Genomic DNA, 20,972 nt, shown 5'->3' on the forward strand with positions numbered 1-20,972 from the left:
GCCCCCTCCGGCGCTTGCCTATCGCAACCGGCCAGAACCAGAGCCAGGGCGACACACGTGAGCGAAGACCGGAACGACGAGCAGAACGACACGGGCGGATCCAATGCGATGTGGGGTGGACGCTTCGCCGAAGGCCCTAGCGCGATCATGCGCGAAATCAACGCCTCCATCCCCTTCGACAAGGCGCTGTGGCGGCAGGATATCGCCGCCAGCAAGGCCCACGTCGCAATGCTGGCCGCGCAAGGTATCGTCACCGAAGATGACGCCGGCACGATCTCGCGCGGGCTCGACACCGTCGCTGCCGAGTACGAGGCGCAAGGGGTGCCGGAAGACTGGGACCTCGAAGACATTCACATGACCACCGAAAGCCGGCTTGCCGAATTGATCGGCCCGGCCGCGGGGCGGTTGCACACAGCCCGCAGCCGCAACGATCAGGTCGCGACCGATTTCCGCCTCTGGGTGCGCGAGACGATCGACCAGGTGGATGCGGGGCTGGTGGCCCTGCAGCGCGCGCTGGTGACGCGGGCTGGCGAACATGCCGGCAGCGTCATGCCCGGCTTCACCCACTTGCAGACCGCGCAGCCGGTGACGCTGGGCCATCACCTGATGGCCTATTACGAAATGATCCGGCGCGACCGAAGCCGGTTTGCCGATGCCCGCGCGCGGCTGAACGAATGCCCGCTGGGTTCGGCCGCGCTGGCAGGCACCGGCTTTCCCATCGACCGCCAGGCGACTTGCGACGCCCTGGGCTTCGACCGGCCGACCGCGAACAGCCTCGATGCCGTGTCCGACCGTGATTTCGCGCTCGATTATCTGCAAGCCGCCGCGCAATGCGCGCTGCACCTGTCGCGTCTGGCCGAAGAAATGATCCTCTGGGCCAGCCAGCCTTTCGGCTTCATCCGCATGCCCGACACGCTCAGCACCGGCAGCTCGATCATGCCGCAGAAGAAAAATCCCGATGCGGCGGAGCTGGTTCGCGGCCATGCCGGGCGCATCGTCGGTTGCCTGACCGCGCTGATGGTAACCATGAAGGGCCTTCCGCTCGCCTATTCGAAGGATATGCAGGACGACAAGCCGCCGGTGTTCGAAGCGGCCGGACTGCTGGCTCTGTCGATCGCCGCCACGACGGGAATGGTCGCGGACAGCACATTCGACACCGCACGAATGCGCGCCGCTGCCGAAATGGGCTTTGCCACCGCAACCGATCTCGCCGACTGGCTGGTGCGGGAAGCCGACATTCCGTTTCGCGAGGCGCATCACATCACCGGGGCCGCGGTCAAGCTGGCGGAAGAACGCGGCGTTGCGCTGGACAAGCTGGCGCTGGAAGAACTGCAGGCAATCGACCAGCGCATTGGCGAAGGGGTCTTCGCCGCCCTGTCGGTGGACGCATCGGTCGCGGCGCGCGCATCCTATGGCGGCACCGCACCCGATCAGGTAAGTGACCGGGTGGCCGAGGCGCGCAAGGCGCTGGGTATGGAGTGATGATGCACCGAATCCTTCCTCTGCTGGCGTTGTCCGTCCTGCTCGCGGGATGCGGCCAGCGTGCCGACCTGGAGCCGCTGGCGAACAGTTCGCTGCCGCCGGCCCCCTATGGTGCGGAAGTTCGGCCGGAACCGGAAGATCTGCTGGCTCTCGACCCCCAGGCCGCACCCGAACGCAGCGTGGAATTGCGCAAGCGGTCGGAAGAACGGGAAGACGATCCCTTCGATCTGCCGCCGGAGTAATGCGCCACGGCAACCGGATGCCAGCATATCCGGGTGGCAAGCAAGGCTTGCTCGACTGCCGCGCCCTCACTCGCTAAGCGCCCGCCCATGGATCATTTCGAACTCAGGGACGGCATTCTCCACGCCGAGGACGTGCCGCTGCCGGCCATCGCCGAAGCGGTCGGGACGCCGGTCTATGTCTATTCGCGCGCCACGCTGGTGCGCCATGCGCGGGTGTTCCGCGAGGCCCTGTCCGCGCTCGACAAGCCCCATGTCGCTTTCGCGGTCAAGGCCAACCCCAATCTCGCCGTGCTGAGCGTGCTGCGCCAGGAAGGGTACGGTGCGGACGTGGTTTCCGGCGGCGAGCTTACACGCGCCCTGGCCGCCGGAATGGCGCCTGCGGACGTGGTCTTTTCCGGTGTCGGCAAGACGCATGACGAGCTGGTCCAGGCACTGGAAGCCGGGATCGGCCAGTTCAACATCGAATCGGAAGAAGAAGGCTACGAGCTTGCGGCAATCGCCCGCCGCATGGGCCGGCAGGCCGCCTGCGCGCTGCGGGTCAATCCCGATGTCGACGCGCGCACGCACGAGAAAATCTCCACCGGCAAGCGCGAGAACAAGTTCGGCGTCCCGCTCGACCGCACCGGCGCAGTCTATGCCGCGCTGGATCGTGAAGAGGGATTGCAGATGCGCGGGGTGGCCGTCCACATCGGCAGCCAGCTCGGCGATCTGGAGCCGCTTGAAAGCGCATTTTCGAAGCTGGGCGCGCTGATCGCCGAACTGCGGGGACAGGGACACACGATCACCCATGCCGACCTCGGCGGCGGCCTCGGCGTACCGTACAAAGCGGGCGAAAGCATGCCCTCCCCCGCGCAATATGGCGCCATGGTCGCTCGGGTAACGCGCGACTGGGGCGTTCAACTGACGTTCGAGCCGGGCCGGATCATCGCGGGCAATGCCGGCATCCTTCTGACCCGCGTGATCCGTACGAAGCGCAGCGGCAACGGGCCGCCGTTCGTGATCGTCGACGCGGCGATGAACGATCTCGCCCGGCCCGCAATGTATGGCGCGTGGCACGATATCGAAGCGGTCGCTCCCAGTGGGGAGAAGACCATGGCGCACGTCGTCGGCCCGATCTGCGAAACCGGCGATACTTTCGCAATGGACCGCAAAACCGACACGCTTTCGGCGGGCGACCTCGCGGTATTTCGCACGGCGGGCGCCTATGGCGCGACGATGGCGTCCAGCTACAACAGCCGCGGTTTCGTGCCCGAAGTGCTGGTGGATGGCGACCGGTTCGCAGTGGTCGCCGATCGCATCCCTGCCGATACGATCATGAACGTGGAGCGGGTACCCGACTGGCTATGAATAGCCTGCCGCTCTTCCACCGCATTGCCGGCACTCGTGTGGTAGTGGTCGGCGAAGGCGACGCAGCGGAAGCGAAACGGCGGTTGATCGAACGTGCTGGCGGGACCTGCTGCGGCGAAGCAGAGGCGCATCATGCGCGCCTCGCCTTCGTCGCGTGCGATGATGCGAGCGAAGCCGAAGCGGCGGTCCGGCGGCTGAAAGCTCGCGGCCTGCTGGTAAACGCCACCGACCGCCCGGATCTGTGCGATTTCACCGTGCCGAGCGTGCTCGATCGCGATCCCGTGTTGGTGGCGGTTGGAACCGGCGGCGCATCGGCCGGCCTGGCCAAGCATCTGCGATTGCGGCTCGAAACCCTGTTGCCCCCTGCCCTCGGACAGCTTGCCGACGCGCTCTATGCCGCGCGGGACAAGCTCCGTAGCAGGTTTCCCGGCCCCGCCGAACGCAGGCGCGCGCTCGATGCCGCTCTTGCGGAAGGCGGCGCGCTCGATCCCTTGAGCGGGGTTGCAGCCGACCGGGTCGCTTCATGGCTGCAGGACCCGGTCGCAAACAATATGGCGACTTCGGTCGAGATCGATCTGAAAGGCGACGATCCCGACGATCTGACGCTTCGCCAGGCACGCCTTCTGGGGCAGGCCGACCTCGTGCTTCACGATCCTCGCGTTGCGCAGGCAATTCTCGATCGTGCGCGGGCCGATGCCATTCGCAGGCCGCTGGATACGGAAGAGCAGGCAAGCGCCGACCTTCCGGCGCAGGGCCTGACGATAATTCTTCGCCTCACGAATGCTGACTGACGCCCCGCGCCTTGATGCGGGCACCTCAGACCAGCTTGTCCGCACCCTTTCCCAACTCTTCGAAGTAGCGCGCCATTGCATCTGCGGTGCGATCCGTCAGTGCGATAAAGGCACGGCGCCGGTCGGTTTCGTCCTCGACCCGTTCCAGCAACCCTGATTCGACCATCTGGCCGATCCAGCGCAGCGCCGTGGTCGGCGGCACGCCGCTGGCAATACACAGGCTGGTGACCGAAACGCGCGCATGTTCCGCACGGGCGGCGGTGAGGTCCAGCAGAATATCCCACGCCGGATCGGCAAACAGCGTCGGATCGAAATAACGGTCGCGCATACGGCGCTGGCGGATGATCTGGCGAACCAGGCGGGGTTCCGGCAGCGGAGGACGCGGCTGGCGAAGCAGCTTGGATTCGGCCGTGTCGGCTTCGCCGCGAAAATCGTTCGTGGGAGATTCGAAGCGGAAGGCACCCTTACCGGGCAATCCAGCCGAAAGCCGTTCTACCCGGGCCGCAATTTCGCTCACCTGTTCGGTCAGGCGCAGCAGTGTCAGCCGGTCTTCCTCCGACAGGTCGCGCACGCGCGAGCCGGGCAACAGTGCCAGCGCGCGACCCAGCGCCACCAGACGATCCCCCCGCGAAGGATCGACCAGCACCTGCGCATGCGATTGGTCCAGACATCCGAACACGGCATCGAGCGCATCCATCGCGGTGGAGACGACGAGTTGCGCGCCGGACCGGGCCGCACGAATATCCAGCCGGGCCAAGGCAGCCAGGGCCGCCGCTTCCGCAACCGGACAATCGATGATCACCACATCGGCCAGCGGCCGAACCGCCCCTTCCGAAAGCGAAGCGATCACACCGCCCGGCGCCAGGCGCAGGCCCGCTGCGACTACATCCTCGTCAATCTCGTTCCGCACGTCGGGGCTATCGGCAAATACCGCAGCCGCCGGCCGTGCGCTCGCATCTCCCGCCATGTCGTACGCGAAGTCCACCTGCCCCATGTCTTGCTCCCTGTATCCTATCGCAGAACACAGCTAGAACAAAACAGGATTAAGTCAAGAATGGAGCAATCGCGTCAGTCGACGAAGGGGTCGCGCACCAGGATCGTATCTTCGCGTTCCGGGCTGGTCGAAACCAGCGCCACAGGCGTTTCGATCAGTTCCTGCACCCGCTGGATATACTTGATCGCCTGTGCCGGCAGCTCGGCCCAGCTGCGCGCGCCCGCGGTGGTTTCGCGCCACCCTTCCATCTCTTCGTAGATCGGCTCCACCGCCGCCTGATCCGCGGCGTGCGAGGGGAAGTAGTCGAGGATCTTCCCGCGAAGGCGATAACCGGTGCAGATGCGCACGGTGTCGAACCCGTCGAGCACGTCGAGCTTCGTCAGGGCGATGCCGGTCACCCCGCTGATCGCGCAGGACTGACGCACCAGAACGGCATCGAACCAGCCGCAGCGCCGCTGGCGCCCGGTCACAGTGCCGAATTCATGCCCGCGCTCACCCAGCCGTTGGCCGGTTTCATCGTCAAGCTCGGTCGGGAACGGGCCGCTGCCGACGCGCGTGGTATATGCCTTCACGATGCCCAGAACGAAACCGGTGCTGGACGGGCCCAGCCCCGACCCTGCCGCAGCCGTGCCGCTGACGGTGTTGGAACTGGTGACGAACGGGTAAGTGCCGTGATCGACATCCAGCAGAACGCCCTGCGCCCCTTCGAACAGGATCTTGGCCCCGGCCTTGCGAACCTTGTTGAGCCGTTTCCACACCGGCTGCGCGAACTGGAGGACGAACGGCGCGATCTCGCGCAAGTCGGCCAGCAACGCGTCACGATCGACTGCCGGCTGATCGAACCCGGCACGCAGCGCATCGTGATGGGCGCAGAGCCGGTCGAGTTGCGGTTCAAGGTGATCGAGATGCGCCAGATCGCACACACGGATCGCGCGGCGGCCCACCTTGTCTTCGTAAGCCGGGCCGATGCCGCGCCCGGTCGTGCCGATCTTGCCCGCACCCGCCGCGGTTTCGCGCAGCCCATCGAGATCGCGGTGCAGCGGCAGGATCAGGGGGCAATTGTCGGCGATCGCGAAATTATCCGCATTGATCGTCACGCCCTGCCCTTCGAGCTTCTCGATCTCCGCCTTCAGCGCCCAGGGATCGAGCACGACGCCATTGCCGATGATCGACAGCGTCCCGGTGACGATCCCGCTGGGAAGCAGGCTGAGTTTATAGACCTTCTCGCCCACGACCAGGGTATGCCCGGCATTGTGCCCACCCTGGAAGCGAACGACGGCATCGGCGCGGCTGGCGAGCCAGTCGACAATCTTGCCCTTGCCCTCGTCACCCCATTGAGCGCCGATTACGGTTACATTGGCCATGCTTGCACCTCTTCCCCTGCCGGGGGAATCCTCATGGTCCTTCGACAGGACTCGACCAGGGGACGGGGATGGAGGGGCCAGCCCGGCCCCGAATGCGTCGCGCGCGTTAAAGCGGCTGGCGCAGGCAAGTCAAGCAAGGGATGCTGCCCCTGCATCGATATCATGCTTCGACTGCCACCGCCTCGGCCCCGTCCAGGCGATGGGTGCAGCCGAGCGCGCGGGCGTCCTCGCCTTCGGCCAGGGCGGCGATCGTGCGCCAGCCGATTGCGCGCAGGCGGGCGGCAACTTCGCGATCGTGGCCGAGAGGCAGGAACAGCGTCTGGCGCGGCGCATCACCGTTCGCGGCCGGCGGCAGCGCGTCGAGGTAGAGCGAAAATCCGGTCGCGCGCTCCTCGCTGCCACGGATGCAGTAGGTCCCGCCCCGCCCGACGGCACCACGCGACCCGGCGGCGTAAATGGTGAAGCCTAGCCATGACTGGTATTCGAAACCGTGCCGCTCCGCCGGATCGAGCGTGCATCGCACATCGGCGGGCACGCGCTGGGCCGCCTGCCGCAGACCGGCAATCCGGCTTGCCAGCGCGCCGCCGTCGTCCAGCTCCGTCATGCGCGCAATCGCCTCGTCGAAATCGCCCGCTGCATAGATCAGCGGAACATAAGCCTCCCCCCCGGCTTCGCGCAGCGCGGCGGCATCTTTCATATCGAGTTCTCGCCGGACGTTCTCGATCCGGTCGGATGCAATCGGCAGCGCATTCGCAGCGAGCGTATCGACCAGATCGGGCATCGTGAAATCGACCGAGATGCCCTGCGCACCAGCCGCCGCAAGCGCCTCCACCGCGAGAGCGACCACTTCGCCCGCCGCCTCCGCACTGTCGCTGCCGACGAGTTCCGCGCCCAGTTGCAGCCGCTGACGTGCGGGATCGAGCTGATCGGCGCGGATCGTGACCACCTCGCCCGAATAGCTGAGCCGCAACGGACGCGGGGCGTTTGCCAGGCTCGTTGCCGCGATACGGCCAATCTGGGGAGTCATGTCGCTGCGCAGCGCCAGGGTGCGCAGGCTTGCCGGATCGACGAACCGGAACATGCGCCGCGGGGTTACCCCGGCCATTCGTCCGGCCAGCGAGTGTTCGAATTCCACCAGCGGCGGACGCACGCGATCGTACCCATGCGAATCGAGCACGTCGAGCGCGCCGCGCATGGCCGCCGTAAGCCGGGCGGCTTCGGTCGGAAGGCGATCTTCCAGACCTTCGGGCAGAAGATCGTCGGGGTCGGTCATGTCATCTCTTCCCTTGCCGCGTGGCCGATGCACAGGCGGCGCTTTCGCGGGACCGCCTGTGCCCGGAACGCCCCCGGGTCAACCCCGGGAACGTTCCTGCCCGCGTCAGAACGCCAGCGGCATCACGACCTTGACGCCTTCCAGCGCGCACGCTTCCTTCACCACGCCTTCCGGGATCGGCTGATCGACCGACAGCAGCAGAACCGCCTCGCCCCCGGCATCGGCACCGTTGGGCCTGCGGCCGAGATGGAACGTGCCGATATTGATCCCGTTTTCGCCGAGCAGGGTGCCGATCCGCCCGATGAAACCCGGGGCATCTTCGTTCACGATATAGAGCATGTTCCCGGTCAGGTCGGCCTCAATTCCGATCCCGAAGATTCCGACCAGGCGCGGATTGTCGTTGCCGAACAGCGTGCCTGCAACCGAACGGTCGCCCTGGCTCGTACCCACGGTGACGCGCACGAGCGTGTTGTACGCGCCATCGCGTTCATGCCGGACGGACCGCACGTCGAGCCCGCGCTCTTTCGCAAGATAGGGTGCGTTGACCATGTTCACGCTGTCGGAATACTGCTTCATCAAACCGGCGAGGACGGCCGCCTCGATCGGCTTGCCTGCCAGTTCGGCAGCGGCGCCTTCGCGTTCGATGCTGATCGTGGTGAGATTGCCGTGCGCAAGCTGCCCCACGAGGCTGCCGAGCCTTTCGGCCAGTGCCATGTAAGGGCGCAGCTTCGGCGCCTCCTCCGCGCTGAGGCTGGGCATGTTGAGCGCATTGGTGACCCCGCCGTTGACGAGGTAATCGGCCATCTGCTCGGCCACCTGCAGCGCGACGTTGACCTGCGCCTCGGTCGTGCTTGCGCCCAGGTGCGGCGTGCAGATGAAGCCGGGGGTGCCGAACAGCGGCGATTCCTTCGCCGGCTCGGTCTGGAACACGTCGAGCGCGGCCCCGGCGACCTGCCCGCTGTCGAGCGCTTCCTTCAGCGCCGCCTCGTCGATCAGGCCGCCGCGCGCGCAGTTGACGATCCGCACGCCCTTCTTCGTCTTCGCGATGTTTTCGGCGCTGAGGATATTGCGCGTCTGATCGGTCAGCGGGGTGTGCAGCGTGATGAAGTCCGCCCGCGCAAGCAGAGTGTCGAGATCGACTTTCTCGATCCCCAGTTCCACCGCCCGCTCCGCAGTCAGGAACGGATCGAAGGCCACGACCTTCATCCGCAGGCCGAGCGCGCGGCTGGCGACGATCGAGCCGATATTGCCGGCACCGATCAGGCCCAGCGTCTTGCCGGTCACCTCGACCCCCATGAAATCGTTCTTCGGCCATTCGCCGTTCTGGGTCCGCGCGTTGGCCGCCGGGATCTGGCGGGCAAGCGCCATGATCATCGCGATCGCGTGTTCGGCAGTGGTGATCGAGTTGCCGAACGGGGTGTTCATCACGACCACCCCCTTGCCGCTGGCATAGGGGATATCGACGTTGTCCACCCCGATCCCCGCGCGGCCGATGACCTTGAGGTTGGGCGCGGCATCGAGGATTTCAGGCGTCACTTTGGTCGCGCTGCGAATGGCGAGCCCGTCGTAGTCGCCGATAACGGCCTTCAACTCGTCGGGCGTCATGCCCGGCTTCACGTCGACCGCGCAGCCGCGCTCTTCGAAAATGCGCGCGGCATTGGGGTCCATCTTGTCGGAAATGAGAACTTTGGGTTTGGTCATGATCGGTTCCTTGGCCGGGCCTGCGGGAACGCCTTGCGGCCCGTGCAGAAATTTCGTGCGGAAATGCGAAGGGGGCTCAGGCCCGGAGCGTCGCCCAGGCCCAGTCGAACCACGGGCCGAGCGCTTCGATATCGGCGGTGTCGACCGTGGCGCCGCACCAGACGCGCAGGCCCGGCGGCGCATCGCGATAACCGGCGATGTCGTAAGCGGCGTCATGCTGCTCCAACAGCGCGGCGAATTTCTTGACGAAATCGGTATCCGCGCCCTCGACCGTCAGGCAGACGCTGGTGTTCGAACGCGTCGCCGGGTCGGTCGCCAGGTGGCCCAGCCAGTCGCGTTCGCGCACGATCGCATCCAGCGCGGCGGCATTGGCATTGGCGCGCGCCTTCATCGCGGACAGGCCGCCGATCGACTTGCCCCATTCGAGCGCGAAGATCGCATCCTCCACCGCCAGCATCGATGGGGTATTGATCGTCTCGCCGCGGAAGATCCCCTCGATCAGCTTGCCGCCCTTGGTCAGGCGGAAAACCTTGGGCAGCGGCCATGCGGGCGTGTGATTTTCCAGCCGTTCAACCGCGCGCGGGCCCAGGATCAGCACGCCATGCGCGCCTTCGCCGCCGAGCACTTTCTGCCACGAGAATGTCAGGACATCGACTTTGTCCCACGCAATATCCTGCGCGAAGACCGCGCTGGTCGCGTCGGCAATGGCCAGGCCCTCGCGGTCCGCCGCGATCCAGTCGCCATCGGGCACGCGCACGCCGGATGTCGTGCCGTTCCAGGTGAAGATGACGTCATGGCCCCAGTCGACCTGGCCGAGATCCGGCAATTCGCCGTAGTCGGCGCGAATCACGGTCGGATCGATCCGCAATTGCTTGACCGCGTCGGTGACCCAGCCTTCGCCGAAGCTTTCCCATGCGATTGTCGTGACCGGGCGGGCGCCCAGCATGGTCCACATCGCCATCTCGACCGCGCCCGTGTCCGAACCGGGGACGATCCCGATCCGGTGCGTTTCGGGCACGTCGAGCACGTCGCGAATCAGGTCGATGCAATGGGCGAGGCGCGCCTTGCCCACTTTCGAGCGGTGCGAACGGCCGAGCGATTCGGCGGACAGTTTTTCGAGGGACCAGCCCGGCGGCTTCGCGCAGGGACCGGAAGAAAACAGCGGCCGCGCAGGTTTGCGCGCCGGAGGCGTAAGGTCAGTCATGTATTCTCTCCTTGCAGAGAGCACGCGCGGCGTTGGGACCGCGTGGCCCAGGCGCGGCAATAATGTTGCGCTGCAACAAGTCAAGGACAGTGATGCATTTCATCGACAGGCCGCACGACAATTGCTGCGTGAAGCTCTCGCCAATCAGGTCCGGGGCCCTTATGGCCGTGCCGATCATGGATACCGCAGACCTTCGCATCGCCCTGTTCAGCGGCAACTACAATTACGTTCGCGATGGCGCCAATCAGGCGCTGAACCGGCTGGTGGACTATCTGTTGCGGCAGGGTGCCGCAGTTCGGGTCTATGCCCCGACAGTGGAAGAACCCGCATTCCGCCCGACCGGCGATCTGGTCAGCGTACCCAGCGTGGCAATACCCGGCCGGCCGGAATACCGGTTCCCCCTGGGTCTTTCCAAAAGCAATCTTGAGGATCTGGAACGCTTCGCACCCAATATCGTGCATACCTCCTCGCCCGATCTGACCGGCCATGCCGCCGTGCGCTGGGCACGATCGCGCGAAGTACCGGTGCTGGCATCGGTCCACACCCGCTTCGAAACCTATCCCCGATACTATGGCCTCGGCTTTACCGAGCCCGCGCTGGAGGCGATTCTGCGCCGATATTACCGGCGTTGCGATGCGCTGGTCGCGCCATCGCAGAGCATGATCGAGACGCTGCGCGAGCAGGGGATGAACGAGGATATCTCGCTCTGGACCCGCGGCGTCGATCGCACGGTTTTCGCTTCCTCGCGCCGCGATCCAGCCTGGCGGAAGGAGCTTGGCATTGCCGAGGACGAAGTCGCCATCGTCTTCCTCGGCCGACTGGTGATGGAAAAGGGCCTCGACATCTTTGCCGAGGCGATCGTCGAATTGCGGCGCCGGCAGATTGCGCATCGGGTGCTTGTGATCGGCGACGGCCCTGCGCGCTGCTGGTTCGAACGGGCGCTGCCCGGCGGGATTTTCGCCGGGTTTCAGACCGGGCCCGATCTGGGCCGCGCGCTTGCCAGCGGCGATGTGTTCTTCAATCCCTCGATCACCGAAACGTTCGGCAACGTCACGCTGGAGGCGATGGCCTGCGGCTTGCCCGTGGTAGCCGCCGGCGCGACGGGCAGCGCCAGCCTGGTGCAGGACGGAACGACAGGGCATCTGGTGCCCCCGGGATGCCCCCTCGCCTTTGCCGACGCGCTCGCCCCTTATTGCACCGATGCACCTTTGCGCGCGCGCCACGGTGCCGCGGGGGAAGCGCGCAGCAAGGAATTCGCGTGGGACGCGATCAACCAGGCAGTGGCCGATAGCTACCTGCGCCTGGTTGCCGCGAAATCGGGCTGATCTACCGCAGAACGCCGCCCCTGCGCATCCTCTGGGCATACCAGAACAGAAGCAGGGCGATCACGCTGATCACTGCAAACATGGCCGGACTGTTCAGCTCAGCCAGTTCGGGCGGAAGCGTGGCCTGCCACTGGAAGATCCACGATCCTGCGACGCCCAGGATCGAGGCCCCGAACGCGGCAATGGCCCAGCGGCTGCGCACCAGCAGCAGGATCGAGCCGGCAAGCCCGCCCCAGACGCCGAGCGCCCAGGCAGCATCGGCCCACGCCGGCATCTCGCCAAAGTAGCGCAGAGCCATGTCGATCGTCGACGGTTCGAACCCCATCATCGCGAAATAGTCGCGATTGCCCATCTGGGTCTGCGTATAATCGTTGGCGCCAAAGGCATTCCATAGTGTCGCCAGAATGCCCACGATCCACAGGTGCCACGGCGCTTTGGTTGTGTTTTCTTCCATGTTCTCAACCCCCTCTCCATTGTCTCCACGGAAAGAATACCACTTCCGCCGTTGTCGCACCAGCCAGGGTCATCCCCGCGCCGAGCGACAACGGCCCCTGGCTCTTACGGGCTGGCCGGTTCGCACCGCGAAAGGTCAGAGACGTTCGATCTTCTTGGCCATGTCGTCGATCATATCGACGATGGAATCGATCGTCGGCTGATCGAGCTTGCCGGCGCGGGCACGGTGCCGCAGCACATTGGCCAGATTGCCCATCGCGCGCCAGAGGTGGGGGGAACGCTCGCCGCTTTCGCGCTTGCCGTGCGCGGCCAGTCGCTCGAAAAGCGCCTCGACCTCGTCGGACCTGTCCGACAGTTCTGCCCGCCCGGCATCTGTCGCGAGGAAGGCCTTGCGTGGACTGGCATCGTCCTGCTCTTCGATCAGGCCCTCGTCGGCAAGAAGCTGCAACGTAGGATAGACCGCGCCCGGGCTGGGTGCATAGTCACCCCCGGTCAGTTCTTCGATGGCCTTGATCAACTCGTAGCCGTGGCGCGCCTCTTCAGCGAGGAGCTTGAGCAGCGCGAGGCGCAGTTCGCCATGGCCGAACATGCGGCCTCGGCGATGGCCGCGTCCGCCGCCAAACGGGCCGCCGGGGCCAAAGGGGCCATCCGGGCCGAAAGGTCCCTTGGGTCCGAAGGGGCCTTCGGGACCGAAGCTCGCCTTCCAGTTCCAGCGATGTCCGCCCGCGGGATCGCGGCGGTGATGATGATGGTGGTGCATATGCATGACGCATTTCCTTTTCTAAGCTGTCTCACGATATATCTTAGACCTATCGAATTTCAAGAGGCCTCGCGTCGAAAGGTTCGCGCCCCTATCTAGCTTCGCGATGGCCGATCTCTTCCCCGACACGCTTCCCGAAGATGCCCCACCCGATGCGCCGCGTCCCGATGCGCCGCTCGCCGATCGTCTGCGCCCCCGCGCGCTGGACGAGATTGTGGGGCAGGAACATCTGACCGGCGCGGACGGAGCGATCGGGCGCATGGTCGCCGCCGGCAAACTGTCGAGCATGATCCTGTGGGGGCCGCCGGGCACGGGCAAGACCAGCATCGCGCGCCTGCTGGCGGATGCGGTGGCGATGCGCTTTGTCGCCATCAGTGCCGTCTTTTCGGGCGTGGCCGACCTCAAGAAAGCCTTTGCAGAAGCGGACAAGGCGGCGGAGGCTGGCCAACGCACCCTGCTGTTCGTGGACGAAATCCACCGCTTCAACCGCGCGCAGCAGGATGGATTTCTGCCGTTCGTCGAACGCGGCACGGTCACCCTGGTCGGCGCGACGACGGAAAATCCCAGCTTCGAACTCAACGCCGCGCTGCTCAGCCGCGCGCAAGTGTTGATTCTCCATCGGCTCGATGCGGAGGCGCTGGGCCGCCTGCTCGACAAGGCCGAAGCGCTCGAAGGCGCCCTGCCCCTGACCGCGGATGCGCGCGCGGCGCTGATCGCGAGCGCCGATGGCGATGGCCGGTTCCTGCTGAATCAGGCCGAAACGCTCTATTCGGCCGGGATCGACACCCCTCTTGGCCCCGGCGAACTCGGCAGCTTTCTCCAGCGCCGCGTCGCGGTGTACGACAAGGATCGCGAAGGCCACTACAACCTGATTTCGGCCTGGCATAAAAGCCTGCGCGGCTCCGACCCGCAGGCCGCGCTCTACTACATGGCCAGGATGCTAGTCGCAGGGGAAGATCCGCTGTTCGTCCTGCGCCGCCTGGTCCGCGCTGCGGTGGAGGATATCGGCCTCGCCGATCCGCAGGCGCTGGCCCAATGCCTCGCGGCCAAGGACGCTTACGAATTTCTCGGCAGTCCGGAAGGTGAGCTGGCGATCGTTCAGGCCTGCCTCTATTGCGCCGCCGCGCCCAAATCGAACGCCGTCTACAAGGCGCAGAAAGCCGCCTGGCGCAGCGCGAAGGAAACCGGCAGCCTGATGCCGCCCGCATCGATCCTCAACGCACCGACAAAGCTGATGAAGGCCATCGGCTATGGCAAGGATTACGCTTACGATCACGATGCCGAAGGCGGCTTTTCCGGGGCGGATTACTGGCCGGAGGAACTGGCGCCGCAGGCCTATTACCAACCGGTCGAACGCGGGTTCGAGCGTGAGGTGCGCAAGCGGCTCAATTACTGGGACAAGCGCCGGCGCGAACTGCGCGGTGAGCAATAGGGACAGAGTGTTCGCCGCATGACCCGTTTCCGCCACTTCCTCGCCATCGACTGGTCGGGTGCGGCGGGCGAGCGGCATCGCGGAATTGCGCTTGCCCTAGCCGATGCCGAAGGCGGCCCGCCGGTGCTGGTCGATAGCGGTCGCGGCTGGTCGCGCACCGAAGTGCTTGCGCTGCTGCGAGACGACCTGCCGCCCGATACGCTGGTCGGGCTGGACCTTGGCATTTCGTTGCCCTTCGCCGATTGCGGCGCATTCTTCCCGGGGCTCGGCGAAAGCCCGCCGGACGCTCTCGCCCTATGGGCCCTGATCGACCGACTGTACGAAGCCGATCCGCATCTAAGCGCCGGCGGATTCGTCGATCATCCGGCCTTCGCCCCGTATTTCCGCCGCCACGGCGGCCGCGAAGGCGCACGATTCCGGTGCGATGGGGCGGACCACGGTCGCGGCCGTTTCCGCGTGACCGAAACGGCGCAGGCCGCAATGGGCTGTCAGCCCTATTCGAACTTCAACCTCGTGGGCGCGGCGCAAGTCGGCAAGTCCAGCCTGACAGGCATGCGCATGCTCCACCGGCTTCGTGGCAGCTTGCCCGTCTGGCCGGTCGATCCGCTGCCCCGGGCCGGCTCGGTCGTGGTGGAAATCTACACTTCGCTGGCGGCGCTGGAGGCGGGGCGCGCGCCGGGGCGGAGCAAGATGCGCGATCGGTCGGAGCTGGGCGAAGCCCTCGCCACACTCGGTTCACCCGCCCCTGCCGGGGCCGGCCCGATCGACGATCATGCCAGCGACGCCCTGCTCGCCGCTGCCTGGCTGCGCAAAGTCGCGGGAGATGCCGAACGCTGGACCCCGCCCGGCCTCACGCCGGAAATTGCTCGCACGGAGGGCTGGACCTTCGGCGCACTTTGACGCAAAGGGCCGGTTCGCCCGCGCCGCGGCCTTGCCGCTGTCCGGGCGCGCCAGGGCCGGCTTAGCTCAGTTGGTAGAGCACCTGATTTGTAATCAGGGGGCCGCGGGTTCGAATCCTGCAGCCGGCACCATTTTTGCGCAGCAAAAATGGTTTCCTTTGTTGCGCTACCGCGCTTCGCGCTGCTTGAGCGCGGAGGTCTGCGCTACCGCGCTTCGCGCTGCTTGAGCGCGGGCTTGAGCGCGCTCAGACCATGTCTTCGGGGCGGACGAGGCGGTCGAAGTCCTCGCCCGACACCTCGCCGCTGCGCACGGCGGCCTCGCGCAGGGTCAGGCCTTCCTTGTGCGCTGTCTTGGCGATCGCAGCGGCCTTGTCGTAGCCGATCGCCGGCGCCAGCGCGGTCACCAGCATCAGCGAGCTTTCCACCCCGCGCGCGATATTGTCGCGCCGCGGCTCCAGCCCTTCGAGCAGGTTCGCGGTGAAGCTCTCGGCCGCATCGGCCAGCAGGCGAACGGAACGCAGCGCGTTCCACGCCATCATCGGGCGATAAGTGTTCAGTTCGAACTGGCCCTGGCTGCCGGCGAATGTCAGCGCGGCGTGATTGCCGAACACTTCGATGCAGACCTGCGTCATCGCCTCGCACTGGGTCGGGTTCACCTTGCCCGGCATGATCGAGCTGCCCGGTTCGTTTTCGGGCAAGGCAAGTTCGCCCAGCCCCGCGCGCGGACCGGAACCGAGGAAACGAATGTCGTTCGCGATCTTGTACAGGCTCGCCGCCAGCGCATTGAACGCGCCATGCGCGAAAACCAGTTCATCCTGCGCGGCGAGCGCGGCGAACTTGTTGGGCGCGGTCTGGAATGGCAGTCCGGTGATTGCGGCCACCCGCTCGGCCACTTTCTGCGCAAAACCATCCGGCGCGTTGAGCCCGGTGCCGACCGCGGTGCCGCCCTGCGCCAGACGGTAAAGGCCCGGCAGGGCCAGCTCGATCCGCTCGATCCCCGCGCCGACTTGCGCGGCGTAACCGGAAAATTCCTGCCCCAGGGTCAGCGGGGTCGCATCCTGCGTATGGGTGCGCCCGATCTTGACGATATCCGCCCACTCGCGCGCCTTGCCCTCCAGCACGCCATGCATCCGTCGCAGCGCGGGCACCAGCGAGCCGGCCACCTGCCCGGCAACCGCGACGTTGATCGCGCTGGGGAAGGTGTCGTTCGACGACTGGCTGCGATTGACGTGGTCGTTGGGATGGACCGGGCTTTTCGATCCCGGCTCGCCCCCCAGCATCTGGATCGCGCGGTTAGCGATCACTTCATTGGCGTTCATGTTCGACTGGGTGCCCGACCCGGTCTGCCACACCACCAGCGGGAAATGATCGTCCAGCTTGCCGTCGATCACTTCCTGGGCGGCGGCAACGATGGCCCCCGCGATCTGATCGTCGAGCACGCCGAGATCGCGATTCGCCTCCGCCGCGGCGCGCTTGATCACGCCCAGCGCGCGGATCAGCGGCAGCGGCAGGCGTTCGCCGCCGATGCGAAAGTTCGCCAGGCTGCGCTGGGTCTGCGCGCCCCACAGGGCATCGGCCGGGACCTCGACCGCACCCATCGTGTCGGTTTCGATCCGCGTCGCGCTCATCCCCGCCCCCGATAGGATGCCACGCCCTGGTCGGGCACCCACAATGCCTCGGGCGGGGGGCCGCTCTGCCAGAAGACGTCGATCGGGATGCCGCCGCGCGGATACCAATATCCGCCGATCCGCAGCCATTTCGGCTTCATTTCCGCGGCCAGCCGCTGGCCGATGCCGACCGTCACATCCTCGTGAAAGCCGCAGTGGTTGCGAAAGCTTCCGAGGTAGAGCTTGAGGCTCTTCGATTCGACGATCGTCTTGCCCGGGGCATAGTCGATCACAAGGTGCGCGAAATCGGGCTGCCCGGTGACCGGGCAGAGCGAGGTAAACTCCGGCGCGGCGAAGCGCACCAGATAGAGCGCCTCATCGCGCGGGTTGGGGACGTAATCCAACCGCGCCTCTTCGGGAGACGGCGGCAGGGTGCTCGCCTGCCCCAGGTGCAGGGTGCCGGGTGTGTCGCTCATGCCCCGCATGTGCCTTCATCGTCGCCCGTACACAACCCACGGGATTGCGCTTCGCAGTTCAGAGCCTATTCAGCGCTTCGACGCCTTTCGCCGACAACGCCCTTCTCAACGCATTCCTTGATTGCATCGGGATCTATGCACGTTCGCCATTCGCTTTCGGTATTTCTGCTGGCCTTCGCCGCGCCTGCCCTGGCGCAATCGGGATCGGTACGCGATTTCCGCCTTCCACCCGATCCCGAAGCGACCCCGACGCCGCAGGTTCAGGGCCCGGTCGATCCCGAAGCCCCTATTCCCACCACGCCGCGGGTTATCCCCACCGACAGCCCGACGCCCCGGGCCACCGCGTCGCCCGCGCCCGTTCCCGTCCCAACGCAAGAGGCACCGCAGCGGGTCCCTCCGCAGGCGCAGCCGACAGCGCGGCCCACGACCGCGCCGACCCGCGGCAGTGCTCCATCGACGCCGCCGCCCCGACCGGCTCCGACAACGCAGGCGGCTGGCGAAGAAGCAACGAGCGCTGCGATGGACGGGGAGCCGACGGCAGAGAGTGCTTCATCCACCCCCACCGCCGAGAGCACACCCCCGCCGCCCTCACAGCCGGAAATCGCCCCCGCTGCGCCAACCTCCGCGTCTGAGGATGGTCCCGGCTGGGCGCTGTGGTTGGCGGCGCTGGTTGCCGCTCTCGCGGTCGCAGGCGGTCTGTTCGCATTCCTGCGCCGCCGCGCGAACGCGCCCGCCCCCGCGATCGAGCGCCCCCTGACGCGCCCGGTGGAGCCAACCCCGGCACCCACGCCGGAAGCAGCCCCCGCCCCGGCCCCGGCCCCGCCCCTCAGCTTGGGCGAAACTCCGATTTCCCCAGCTCCGATCTCCCCAGCCCGGCTCTCGTCTCCCACCCCCTCACCAGGCGCGCCGCTTTCGCTGTCGGCACAGCCGGTGCGGTTCAGTCGCACGATGATGAACGCCACGTTCGCCTGCCGGATCGTGCTGGAAAACCGCGGCGGCTCGGCGTGGGAGGATATCGTGGTGGAGGCCGATCTGGTCACCGCGCATGGCGCCGTGCCCATCGGCGACCAGTTGGCCGACCCCGCCACACCGCTTGCATCGGTCCACGACGTCGCCGCGCTGCCCGCGGGCGAATCGATGGAACTGGCCACGGACGTGCGCCTGCCGTTGCAACAGGTGCGGCCCATCCGGCAGGGCAGTGCCGCAGTCTATGTCCCGCTGCTGCGCCTGCGCGTGGTGACGCCCGGAATGGCGCCGGTCGCGCAAACTTATCTGATCGGCCAATTGCCCGATCGCCCGGGCGGCAGGCTTCGTCCGTTCCGATTGGATGAGATACCGCAGGTCTATCAGGCCATTGGCATAAGGGCGCTCGGCGACCAGGCCTGAACGATCCTTACCCTGCCAGAAGGCCCTTGATCGCCAGCAGGATCAGCCCGCCGCCGGTAATCGCCGCGGTCAGGAAAATCGCCCGCCACGGCACCCAGCCGACGCGATCGATCCGCGCGCGCTTCTGCCGCCGAACTTCGGCCAGCGTCGCGATCAGCGCCAGCACGATCATCGCCAGACCCCACAGGCCGACGATTTCCGCCTCGCTGGCAAAGGTGAGGAACTTGTGCAGCTTCATCATCGCGCGCGCATATGGGCGTGACAGGCCTGTGGCGCAATTGCCCCGGCGCCAGAGGAACGGATGCCGCGCGCTATCGTTTCCCCCAACAATCGAACATCCGAAAAGGACCTGATTATGGCTCGGAAAATTCTGCTCGTCTTCGGCATCGCGACAATGTCGCTCACCGCTGCCGCCTGCAACACCGTCAAAGGTGTGGGCCAGGACATCGAATCGGTCGGCGAGGCCGGCGACGACGCGATCTGACGATTGGCGGCCGGCACCCGATTTGGTGCCGGTCGCGCATATCGCCCGCCTTCACCGGCCCCACCCCCTTGGCAAGGGAGAGACCGGTGCCGGCGAGATCAGGCGGCGAAAGTCACATGCCCCTTCTCGTCGATGGGCCAGTGCGGATTCCACGCAATTTCCCACGCATGGTCGTCGGGATCGGCGACATAGCCCCGAAAGCCCCCGTGCGGCGGTGCATCCGCCGGCCTGACAAGACGCCCGCCTGCCTTGAGCAGCTGCGCCATCACGTCCTCTACCTCCGATTGGCCCGGTACGTTGTGCGCCAGCGAAAATGCGCCGGGGGAGGACAGCCCGCCCCGGTTCATATCCTTTTCGAGCGCCGACTTCTCGAAGGTGCCGAGTACGAAACCGTTCATCTGATAGAAGATGATCTCGTCATTCTCGAACACCGGAGTCCAGCCGAATCCTTCGACATAGAACCGGCGCGAACGCGGCAGGTCGCTGGTGCCAAGCGTGATTACCGAAATCTGTTGTTGCATATCCGAAGCCTTTCCTTCGCTGTCGCGCCATTGCGACACCGTTCAAGGTCTTGGGACTCGACGCTGCAGCGAAGGTCAGGGCCCGCTCGCGCAGGGATCGGGCTAACCGCACCGATCTCCCCTTTTCCGACAGGCCGCTGGTAATGGCACCGAACCCGTTCGGCAAGCTGCCAGCCGTTCGCTAAAAGTCAGGCTCGGCAGTAAATCAGCATGAGGTTGTTGGCGGGCATTTCGTGCCGGCCGGTCCGTTCAAAGCCCCAGTCGGCCGCCACGCCGTCGATCTGCGAAACATTGCGCAGGCCCCATGCAGGGTTCCGCTCCTTCAGCGAGCGGTCGAAAGCCAGGTTGGACGGTGCGGTTTCGATGTCATCTTCCAGATAGGGGCCGTACAGGATCAATGGTGCACCCCGGGCCAGAACGCTGGAACCGCCCCGGAACAGCCCGACCGACGCCTCCCACGCGCTGATGTGGATCATGTTGATGCAGAGCAGAGCATCGGCGCGCTTCACGGACCAGTCCGGAGCGCTGGCATCGAGCTGGAGCGGCGGGCGCAGGTTGGCGGGGCCTTGCTCGTCCCGCCAGGCGGCGATGGAGGCGAGCGCATCGGGATCGGGGTCGCTCGGCTGCCATGTCAGGTCGGGGAACCTGTCGGAAAAGAACAGCGCGTGTTCGCCCGAGCCGCTCGCGATCTCCAGCACCGTGCCGCTTGCCGGGAGTTCGTTGTGCAGGACCGCTGCGATCGGGGCGCTGTTGCGCGCCGTGGCCGGGGCGCGCCGTTTCACTTCCACCGCCCCAGCGCGCGCGCGCGCCGCTCACGGATCGCCAGCCAGGCGAACAGGCCCAGCGGGCCGACCAGGAATGTCGCCAGCAGAACCGGTGCCTGCGCCAGACGCGAAAAGCGCTTCGCATCGGCATCGCGCGCGATCCACAGCCCCACGAACAGATCGAACGCGAGGTAATGCATCCAGCCAAGGACCATTGCCGCGTCGGATGCGAACACCGATCGAATGGCCTTGAGCGAAAACTCGTCCAGCCCGGCAGGATCGACCCCGCCTGCTACCACGCCGGTCACCAGCAGGATCAGCAGAATGGCATAGCCGAGCGAGAGCAGCCCCACGCCGAGATAGAGCACCGCGGCCATGGCCGCAGGGCGGCGCGGCAGGAAGATCAGGATCGTCCATGCGGCCAGCGCGAGCAGGTTGGTCGCGGCGAATAGGGCAGTCCACATCGG

22 protein-coding genes and 1 tRNA gene are annotated in these 20,972 nt (G+C 66.3%); 10 read left to right on the forward strand and 13 right to left on the reverse strand.

Going from position 1 to position 20,972, the window contains the following annotated elements; genetic code table 11:
• The first annotated feature begins 108 nt into the window (after positions 1-108).
• The 4 genes from argH to AM2010_RS06310 all read left to right on the forward strand — a co-directional run bounded on the left by argH (position 109) and on the right by AM2010_RS06310 (position 3,862).
• Positions 109-1,482 carry an argininosuccinate lyase gene (argH, locus tag AM2010_RS06295; RefSeq protein WP_047806340.1) on the forward strand — a complete coding sequence of 458 codons (1,374 nt, stop codon included), beginning with the start codon at positions 109-111 and terminating at the stop codon, positions 1,480-1,482.
• Positions 1,482-1,724, forward strand: coding sequence for an LPS translocon maturation chaperone LptM (gene lptM / locus AM2010_RS06300; protein WP_047806341.1), 243 nt, complete (start codon positions 1,482-1,484; stop codon positions 1,722-1,724). Before argH ends, lptM begins: the two co-directional genes overlap by 1 nt.
• Positions 1,725-1,811: 87 nt before the next feature.
• Positions 1,812-3,071, forward strand: coding sequence for a diaminopimelate decarboxylase (gene lysA, locus AM2010_RS06305; protein WP_047806342.1), 1,260 nt, complete (start codon positions 1,812-1,814; stop codon positions 3,069-3,071).
• Complete coding sequence (locus tag AM2010_RS06310; protein WP_047806343.1) at positions 3,068-3,862, forward strand: precorrin-2 dehydrogenase/sirohydrochlorin ferrochelatase family protein; 795 nt, start codon at positions 3,068-3,070, stop codon at positions 3,860-3,862. The genes lysA and AM2010_RS06310 overlap by 4 nt, the downstream gene beginning before the upstream one ends.
• Positions 3,863-3,887: 25 nt before the next feature.
• Here AM2010_RS06310 and AM2010_RS06315 read toward each other — a convergent pair whose 3' ends face one another.
• The 5 genes from AM2010_RS06315 to AM2010_RS06335 form a co-directional block, all read right to left on the reverse strand.
• The gene (locus tag AM2010_RS06315) at positions 3,888-4,856 is read right to left on the reverse strand and encodes a winged helix DNA-binding protein (protein ID WP_047806344.1); all 969 of its coding nucleotides are present in this window, start codon (positions 4,854-4,856) and stop codon (positions 3,888-3,890) included.
• 74 nt (positions 4,857-4,930) lie between these two features.
• The gene (locus tag AM2010_RS06320) at positions 4,931-6,220 is read right to left on the reverse strand and encodes an adenylosuccinate synthase (protein WP_047806345.1); all 1,290 of its coding nucleotides are present in this window, start codon (positions 6,218-6,220) and stop codon (positions 4,931-4,933) included.
• Between the two features lie 160 nt (positions 6,221-6,380).
• A complete protein-coding gene (locus tag AM2010_RS06325; RefSeq protein ID WP_047806346.1) occupies positions 6,381-7,493 on the reverse strand; it encodes an ATP phosphoribosyltransferase regulatory subunit in 1,113 nt (370 codons plus the stop codon).
• 105 nt (positions 7,494-7,598) lie between these two features.
• Positions 7,599-9,194, reverse strand: coding sequence for a phosphoglycerate dehydrogenase (serA, locus tag AM2010_RS06330; RefSeq protein ID WP_047806347.1), 1,596 nt, complete (start codon positions 9,192-9,194; stop codon positions 7,599-7,601).
• A 76-nt stretch (positions 9,195-9,270) separates the two neighbouring features.
• Positions 9,271-10,398 (reverse strand): phosphoserine transaminase, encoded by a 1,128-nt coding sequence (locus AM2010_RS06335; protein WP_047806348.1) that lies wholly within the window; start codon positions 10,396-10,398, stop codon positions 9,271-9,273.
• Between the two features lie 176 nt (positions 10,399-10,574).
• Here AM2010_RS06335 and AM2010_RS06340 point away from each other — a divergent pair, with 176 nt between their 5' ends.
• A complete protein-coding gene (locus AM2010_RS06340; RefSeq protein WP_053043978.1) occupies positions 10,575-11,723 on the forward strand; it encodes a glycosyltransferase family 4 protein in 1,149 nt (382 codons plus the stop codon).
• A gap of 1 nt (position 11,724) precedes the next feature.
• On the opposite strand, the gene AM2010_RS06345 is transcribed toward AM2010_RS06340, so the two are convergent.
• Together AM2010_RS06345 and AM2010_RS06350 are read right to left on the reverse strand one after the other, a co-directional pair.
• Positions 11,725-12,177, reverse strand: a complete 453-nt coding sequence (locus tag AM2010_RS06345) for a hypothetical protein (RefSeq protein ID WP_047806350.1) — start codon at positions 12,175-12,177, stop codon at positions 11,725-11,727.
• A gap of 135 nt (positions 12,178-12,312) precedes the next feature.
• The gene (locus AM2010_RS06350; protein ID WP_047806351.1) at positions 12,313-12,942 is read right to left on the reverse strand and encodes a PadR family transcriptional regulator; all 630 of its coding nucleotides are present in this window, start codon (positions 12,940-12,942) and stop codon (positions 12,313-12,315) included.
• Between the two features lie 100 nt (positions 12,943-13,042).
• On the opposite strand from AM2010_RS06350, the gene AM2010_RS06355 reads away from it, so the two are divergent.
• The 3 genes from AM2010_RS06355 (at position 13,043) to AM2010_RS06365 (ending at position 15,399) form a co-directional block, all read left to right on the forward strand.
• Positions 13,043-14,368 carry a replication-associated recombination protein A gene (locus tag AM2010_RS06355; protein WP_047806352.1) on the forward strand — a complete coding sequence of 442 codons (1,326 nt, stop codon included), beginning with the start codon at positions 13,043-13,045 and terminating at the stop codon, positions 14,366-14,368.
• A gap of 18 nt (positions 14,369-14,386) precedes the next feature.
• A complete protein-coding gene (locus AM2010_RS06360; RefSeq protein WP_047806353.1) occupies positions 14,387-15,268 on the forward strand; it encodes a hypothetical protein in 882 nt (293 codons plus the stop codon).
• A gap of 55 nt (positions 15,269-15,323) precedes the next feature.
• A tRNA-Thr gene (locus AM2010_RS06365) sits at positions 15,324-15,399 on the forward strand.
• Positions 15,400-15,512: 113 nt separating this feature from the next.
• Here the strand turns inward: AM2010_RS06365 and fumC are convergent.
• Positions 15,513-16,895 carry a class II fumarate hydratase gene (fumC, locus tag AM2010_RS06370; RefSeq protein ID WP_047806354.1) on the reverse strand — a complete coding sequence of 461 codons (1,383 nt, stop codon included), beginning with the start codon at positions 16,893-16,895 and terminating at the stop codon, positions 15,513-15,515.
• Entirely contained in the window at positions 16,892-17,350 is a 459-nt protein-coding gene (queF, locus tag AM2010_RS06375; protein ID WP_047806355.1) for a preQ(1) synthase, read from the reverse strand. The genes fumC and queF overlap by 4 nt, the downstream gene beginning before the upstream one ends.
• A gap of 135 nt (positions 17,351-17,485) precedes the next feature.
• Between queF and AM2010_RS14170 the strand changes: the two genes are divergently transcribed.
• Complete coding sequence (locus AM2010_RS14170; protein WP_150115242.1) at positions 17,486-18,736, forward strand: hypothetical protein; 1,251 nt, start codon at positions 17,486-17,488, stop codon at positions 18,734-18,736.
• Positions 18,737-18,743: 7 nt separating this feature from the next.
• Here AM2010_RS14170 and AM2010_RS06385 read toward each other — a convergent pair whose 3' ends face one another.
• A complete protein-coding gene (locus tag AM2010_RS06385; protein ID WP_236699425.1) occupies positions 18,744-18,977 on the reverse strand; it encodes a hypothetical protein in 234 nt (77 codons plus the stop codon).
• Positions 18,978-19,091: 114 nt separating this feature from the next.
• On the opposite strand from AM2010_RS06385, the gene AM2010_RS06390 reads away from it, so the two are divergent.
• Entirely contained in the window at positions 19,092-19,220 is a 129-nt protein-coding gene (locus AM2010_RS06390) for an entericidin A/B family lipoprotein (RefSeq protein WP_047807761.1), read from the forward strand.
• A 98-nt stretch (positions 19,221-19,318) separates the two neighbouring features.
• Here AM2010_RS06390 and AM2010_RS06395 read toward each other — a convergent pair whose 3' ends face one another.
• The 3 genes from AM2010_RS06395 to AM2010_RS06405 form a co-directional block, all read right to left on the reverse strand.
• Positions 19,319-19,741 (reverse strand): VOC family protein, encoded by a 423-nt coding sequence (locus AM2010_RS06395; protein ID WP_047807762.1) that lies wholly within the window; start codon positions 19,739-19,741, stop codon positions 19,319-19,321.
• Between the two features lie 188 nt (positions 19,742-19,929).
• Entirely contained in the window at positions 19,930-20,523 is a 594-nt protein-coding gene (locus AM2010_RS06400) for a DUF938 domain-containing protein (RefSeq protein ID WP_082132975.1), read from the reverse strand.
• Positions 20,520-20,969, reverse strand: coding sequence for an abscisic acid-deficient protein Aba4 family protein (locus AM2010_RS06405; RefSeq protein WP_047806358.1), 450 nt, complete (start codon positions 20,967-20,969; stop codon positions 20,520-20,522). The genes AM2010_RS06400 and AM2010_RS06405 overlap by 4 nt, the downstream gene beginning before the upstream one ends.
• Positions 20,970-20,972: the final 3 nt, after the last annotated feature.

This window comes from Pelagerythrobacter marensis, assembly GCF_001028625.1.
Classification (GTDB): Bacteria; Pseudomonadota; Alphaproteobacteria; order Sphingomonadales; family Sphingomonadaceae; genus Pelagerythrobacter; species Pelagerythrobacter marensis.

Coding starts and splice junctions, on each gene's coding strand:
- AM2010_RS06360 (WP_047806353.1), top strand. CDS start 14,387: ATGACCCGTTTCCGCCACTTCCTCGCCATCGACTGGTCGGGTGCGGCG.
- AM2010_RS06355 (WP_047806352.1), top strand. CDS start 13,043: ATGGCCGATCTCTTCCCCGACACGCTTCCCGAAGATGCCCCACCCGAT.
- AM2010_RS06325 (WP_047806346.1), bottom strand. CDS start 7,493: ATGACCGACCCCGACGATCTTCTGCCCGAAGGTCTGGAAGATCGCCTT.
- AM2010_RS06310 (WP_047806343.1), top strand. CDS start 3,068: ATGAATAGCCTGCCGCTCTTCCACCGCATTGCCGGCACTCGTGTGGTA.
- AM2010_RS06405 (WP_047806358.1), bottom strand. CDS start 20,969: ATGTGGACTGCCCTATTCGCCGCGACCAACCTGCTCGCGCTGGCCGCA.
- queF (WP_047806355.1), bottom strand. CDS start 17,350: ATGAGCGACACACCCGGCACCCTGCACCTGGGGCAGGCGAGCACCCTG.
- AM2010_RS06335 (WP_047806348.1), bottom strand. CDS start 10,398: ATGACTGACCTTACGCCTCCGGCGCGCAAACCTGCGCGGCCGCTGTTT.
- AM2010_RS06315 (WP_047806344.1), bottom strand. CDS start 4,856: ATGGGGCAGGTGGACTTCGCGTACGACATGGCGGGAGATGCGAGCGCA.
- lptM (WP_047806341.1), top strand. CDS start 1,482: ATGATGCACCGAATCCTTCCTCTGCTGGCGTTGTCCGTCCTGCTCGCG.
- AM2010_RS06345 (WP_047806350.1), bottom strand. CDS start 12,177: ATGGAAGAAAACACAACCAAAGCGCCGTGGCACCTGTGGATCGTGGGC.
- AM2010_RS06390 (WP_047807761.1), top strand. CDS start 19,092: ATGGCTCGGAAAATTCTGCTCGTCTTCGGCATCGCGACAATGTCGCTC.
- lysA (WP_047806342.1), top strand. CDS start 1,812: ATGGATCATTTCGAACTCAGGGACGGCATTCTCCACGCCGAGGACGTG.
- AM2010_RS06320 (WP_047806345.1), bottom strand. CDS start 6,220: ATGGCCAATGTAACCGTAATCGGCGCTCAATGGGGTGACGAGGGCAAG.
- argH (WP_047806340.1), top strand. CDS start 109: ATGTGGGGTGGACGCTTCGCCGAAGGCCCTAGCGCGATCATGCGCGAA.
- AM2010_RS06395 (WP_047807762.1), bottom strand. CDS start 19,741: ATGCAACAACAGATTTCGGTAATCACGCTTGGCACCAGCGACCTGCCG.
- AM2010_RS14170 (WP_150115242.1), top strand. CDS start 17,486: ATGCACGTTCGCCATTCGCTTTCGGTATTTCTGCTGGCCTTCGCCGCG.
- AM2010_RS06340 (WP_053043978.1), top strand. CDS start 10,575: ATGGATACCGCAGACCTTCGCATCGCCCTGTTCAGCGGCAACTACAAT.
- fumC (WP_047806354.1), bottom strand. CDS start 16,895: ATGAGCGCGACGCGGATCGAAACCGACACGATGGGTGCGGTCGAGGTC.
- serA (WP_047806347.1), bottom strand. CDS start 9,194: ATGACCAAACCCAAAGTTCTCATTTCCGACAAGATGGACCCCAATGCC.
- AM2010_RS06350 (WP_047806351.1), bottom strand. CDS start 12,942: ATGCATATGCACCACCATCATCATCACCGCCGCGATCCCGCGGGCGGA.
- AM2010_RS06385 (WP_236699425.1), bottom strand. CDS start 18,977: ATGATGAAGCTGCACAAGTTCCTCACCTTTGCCAGCGAGGCGGAAATC.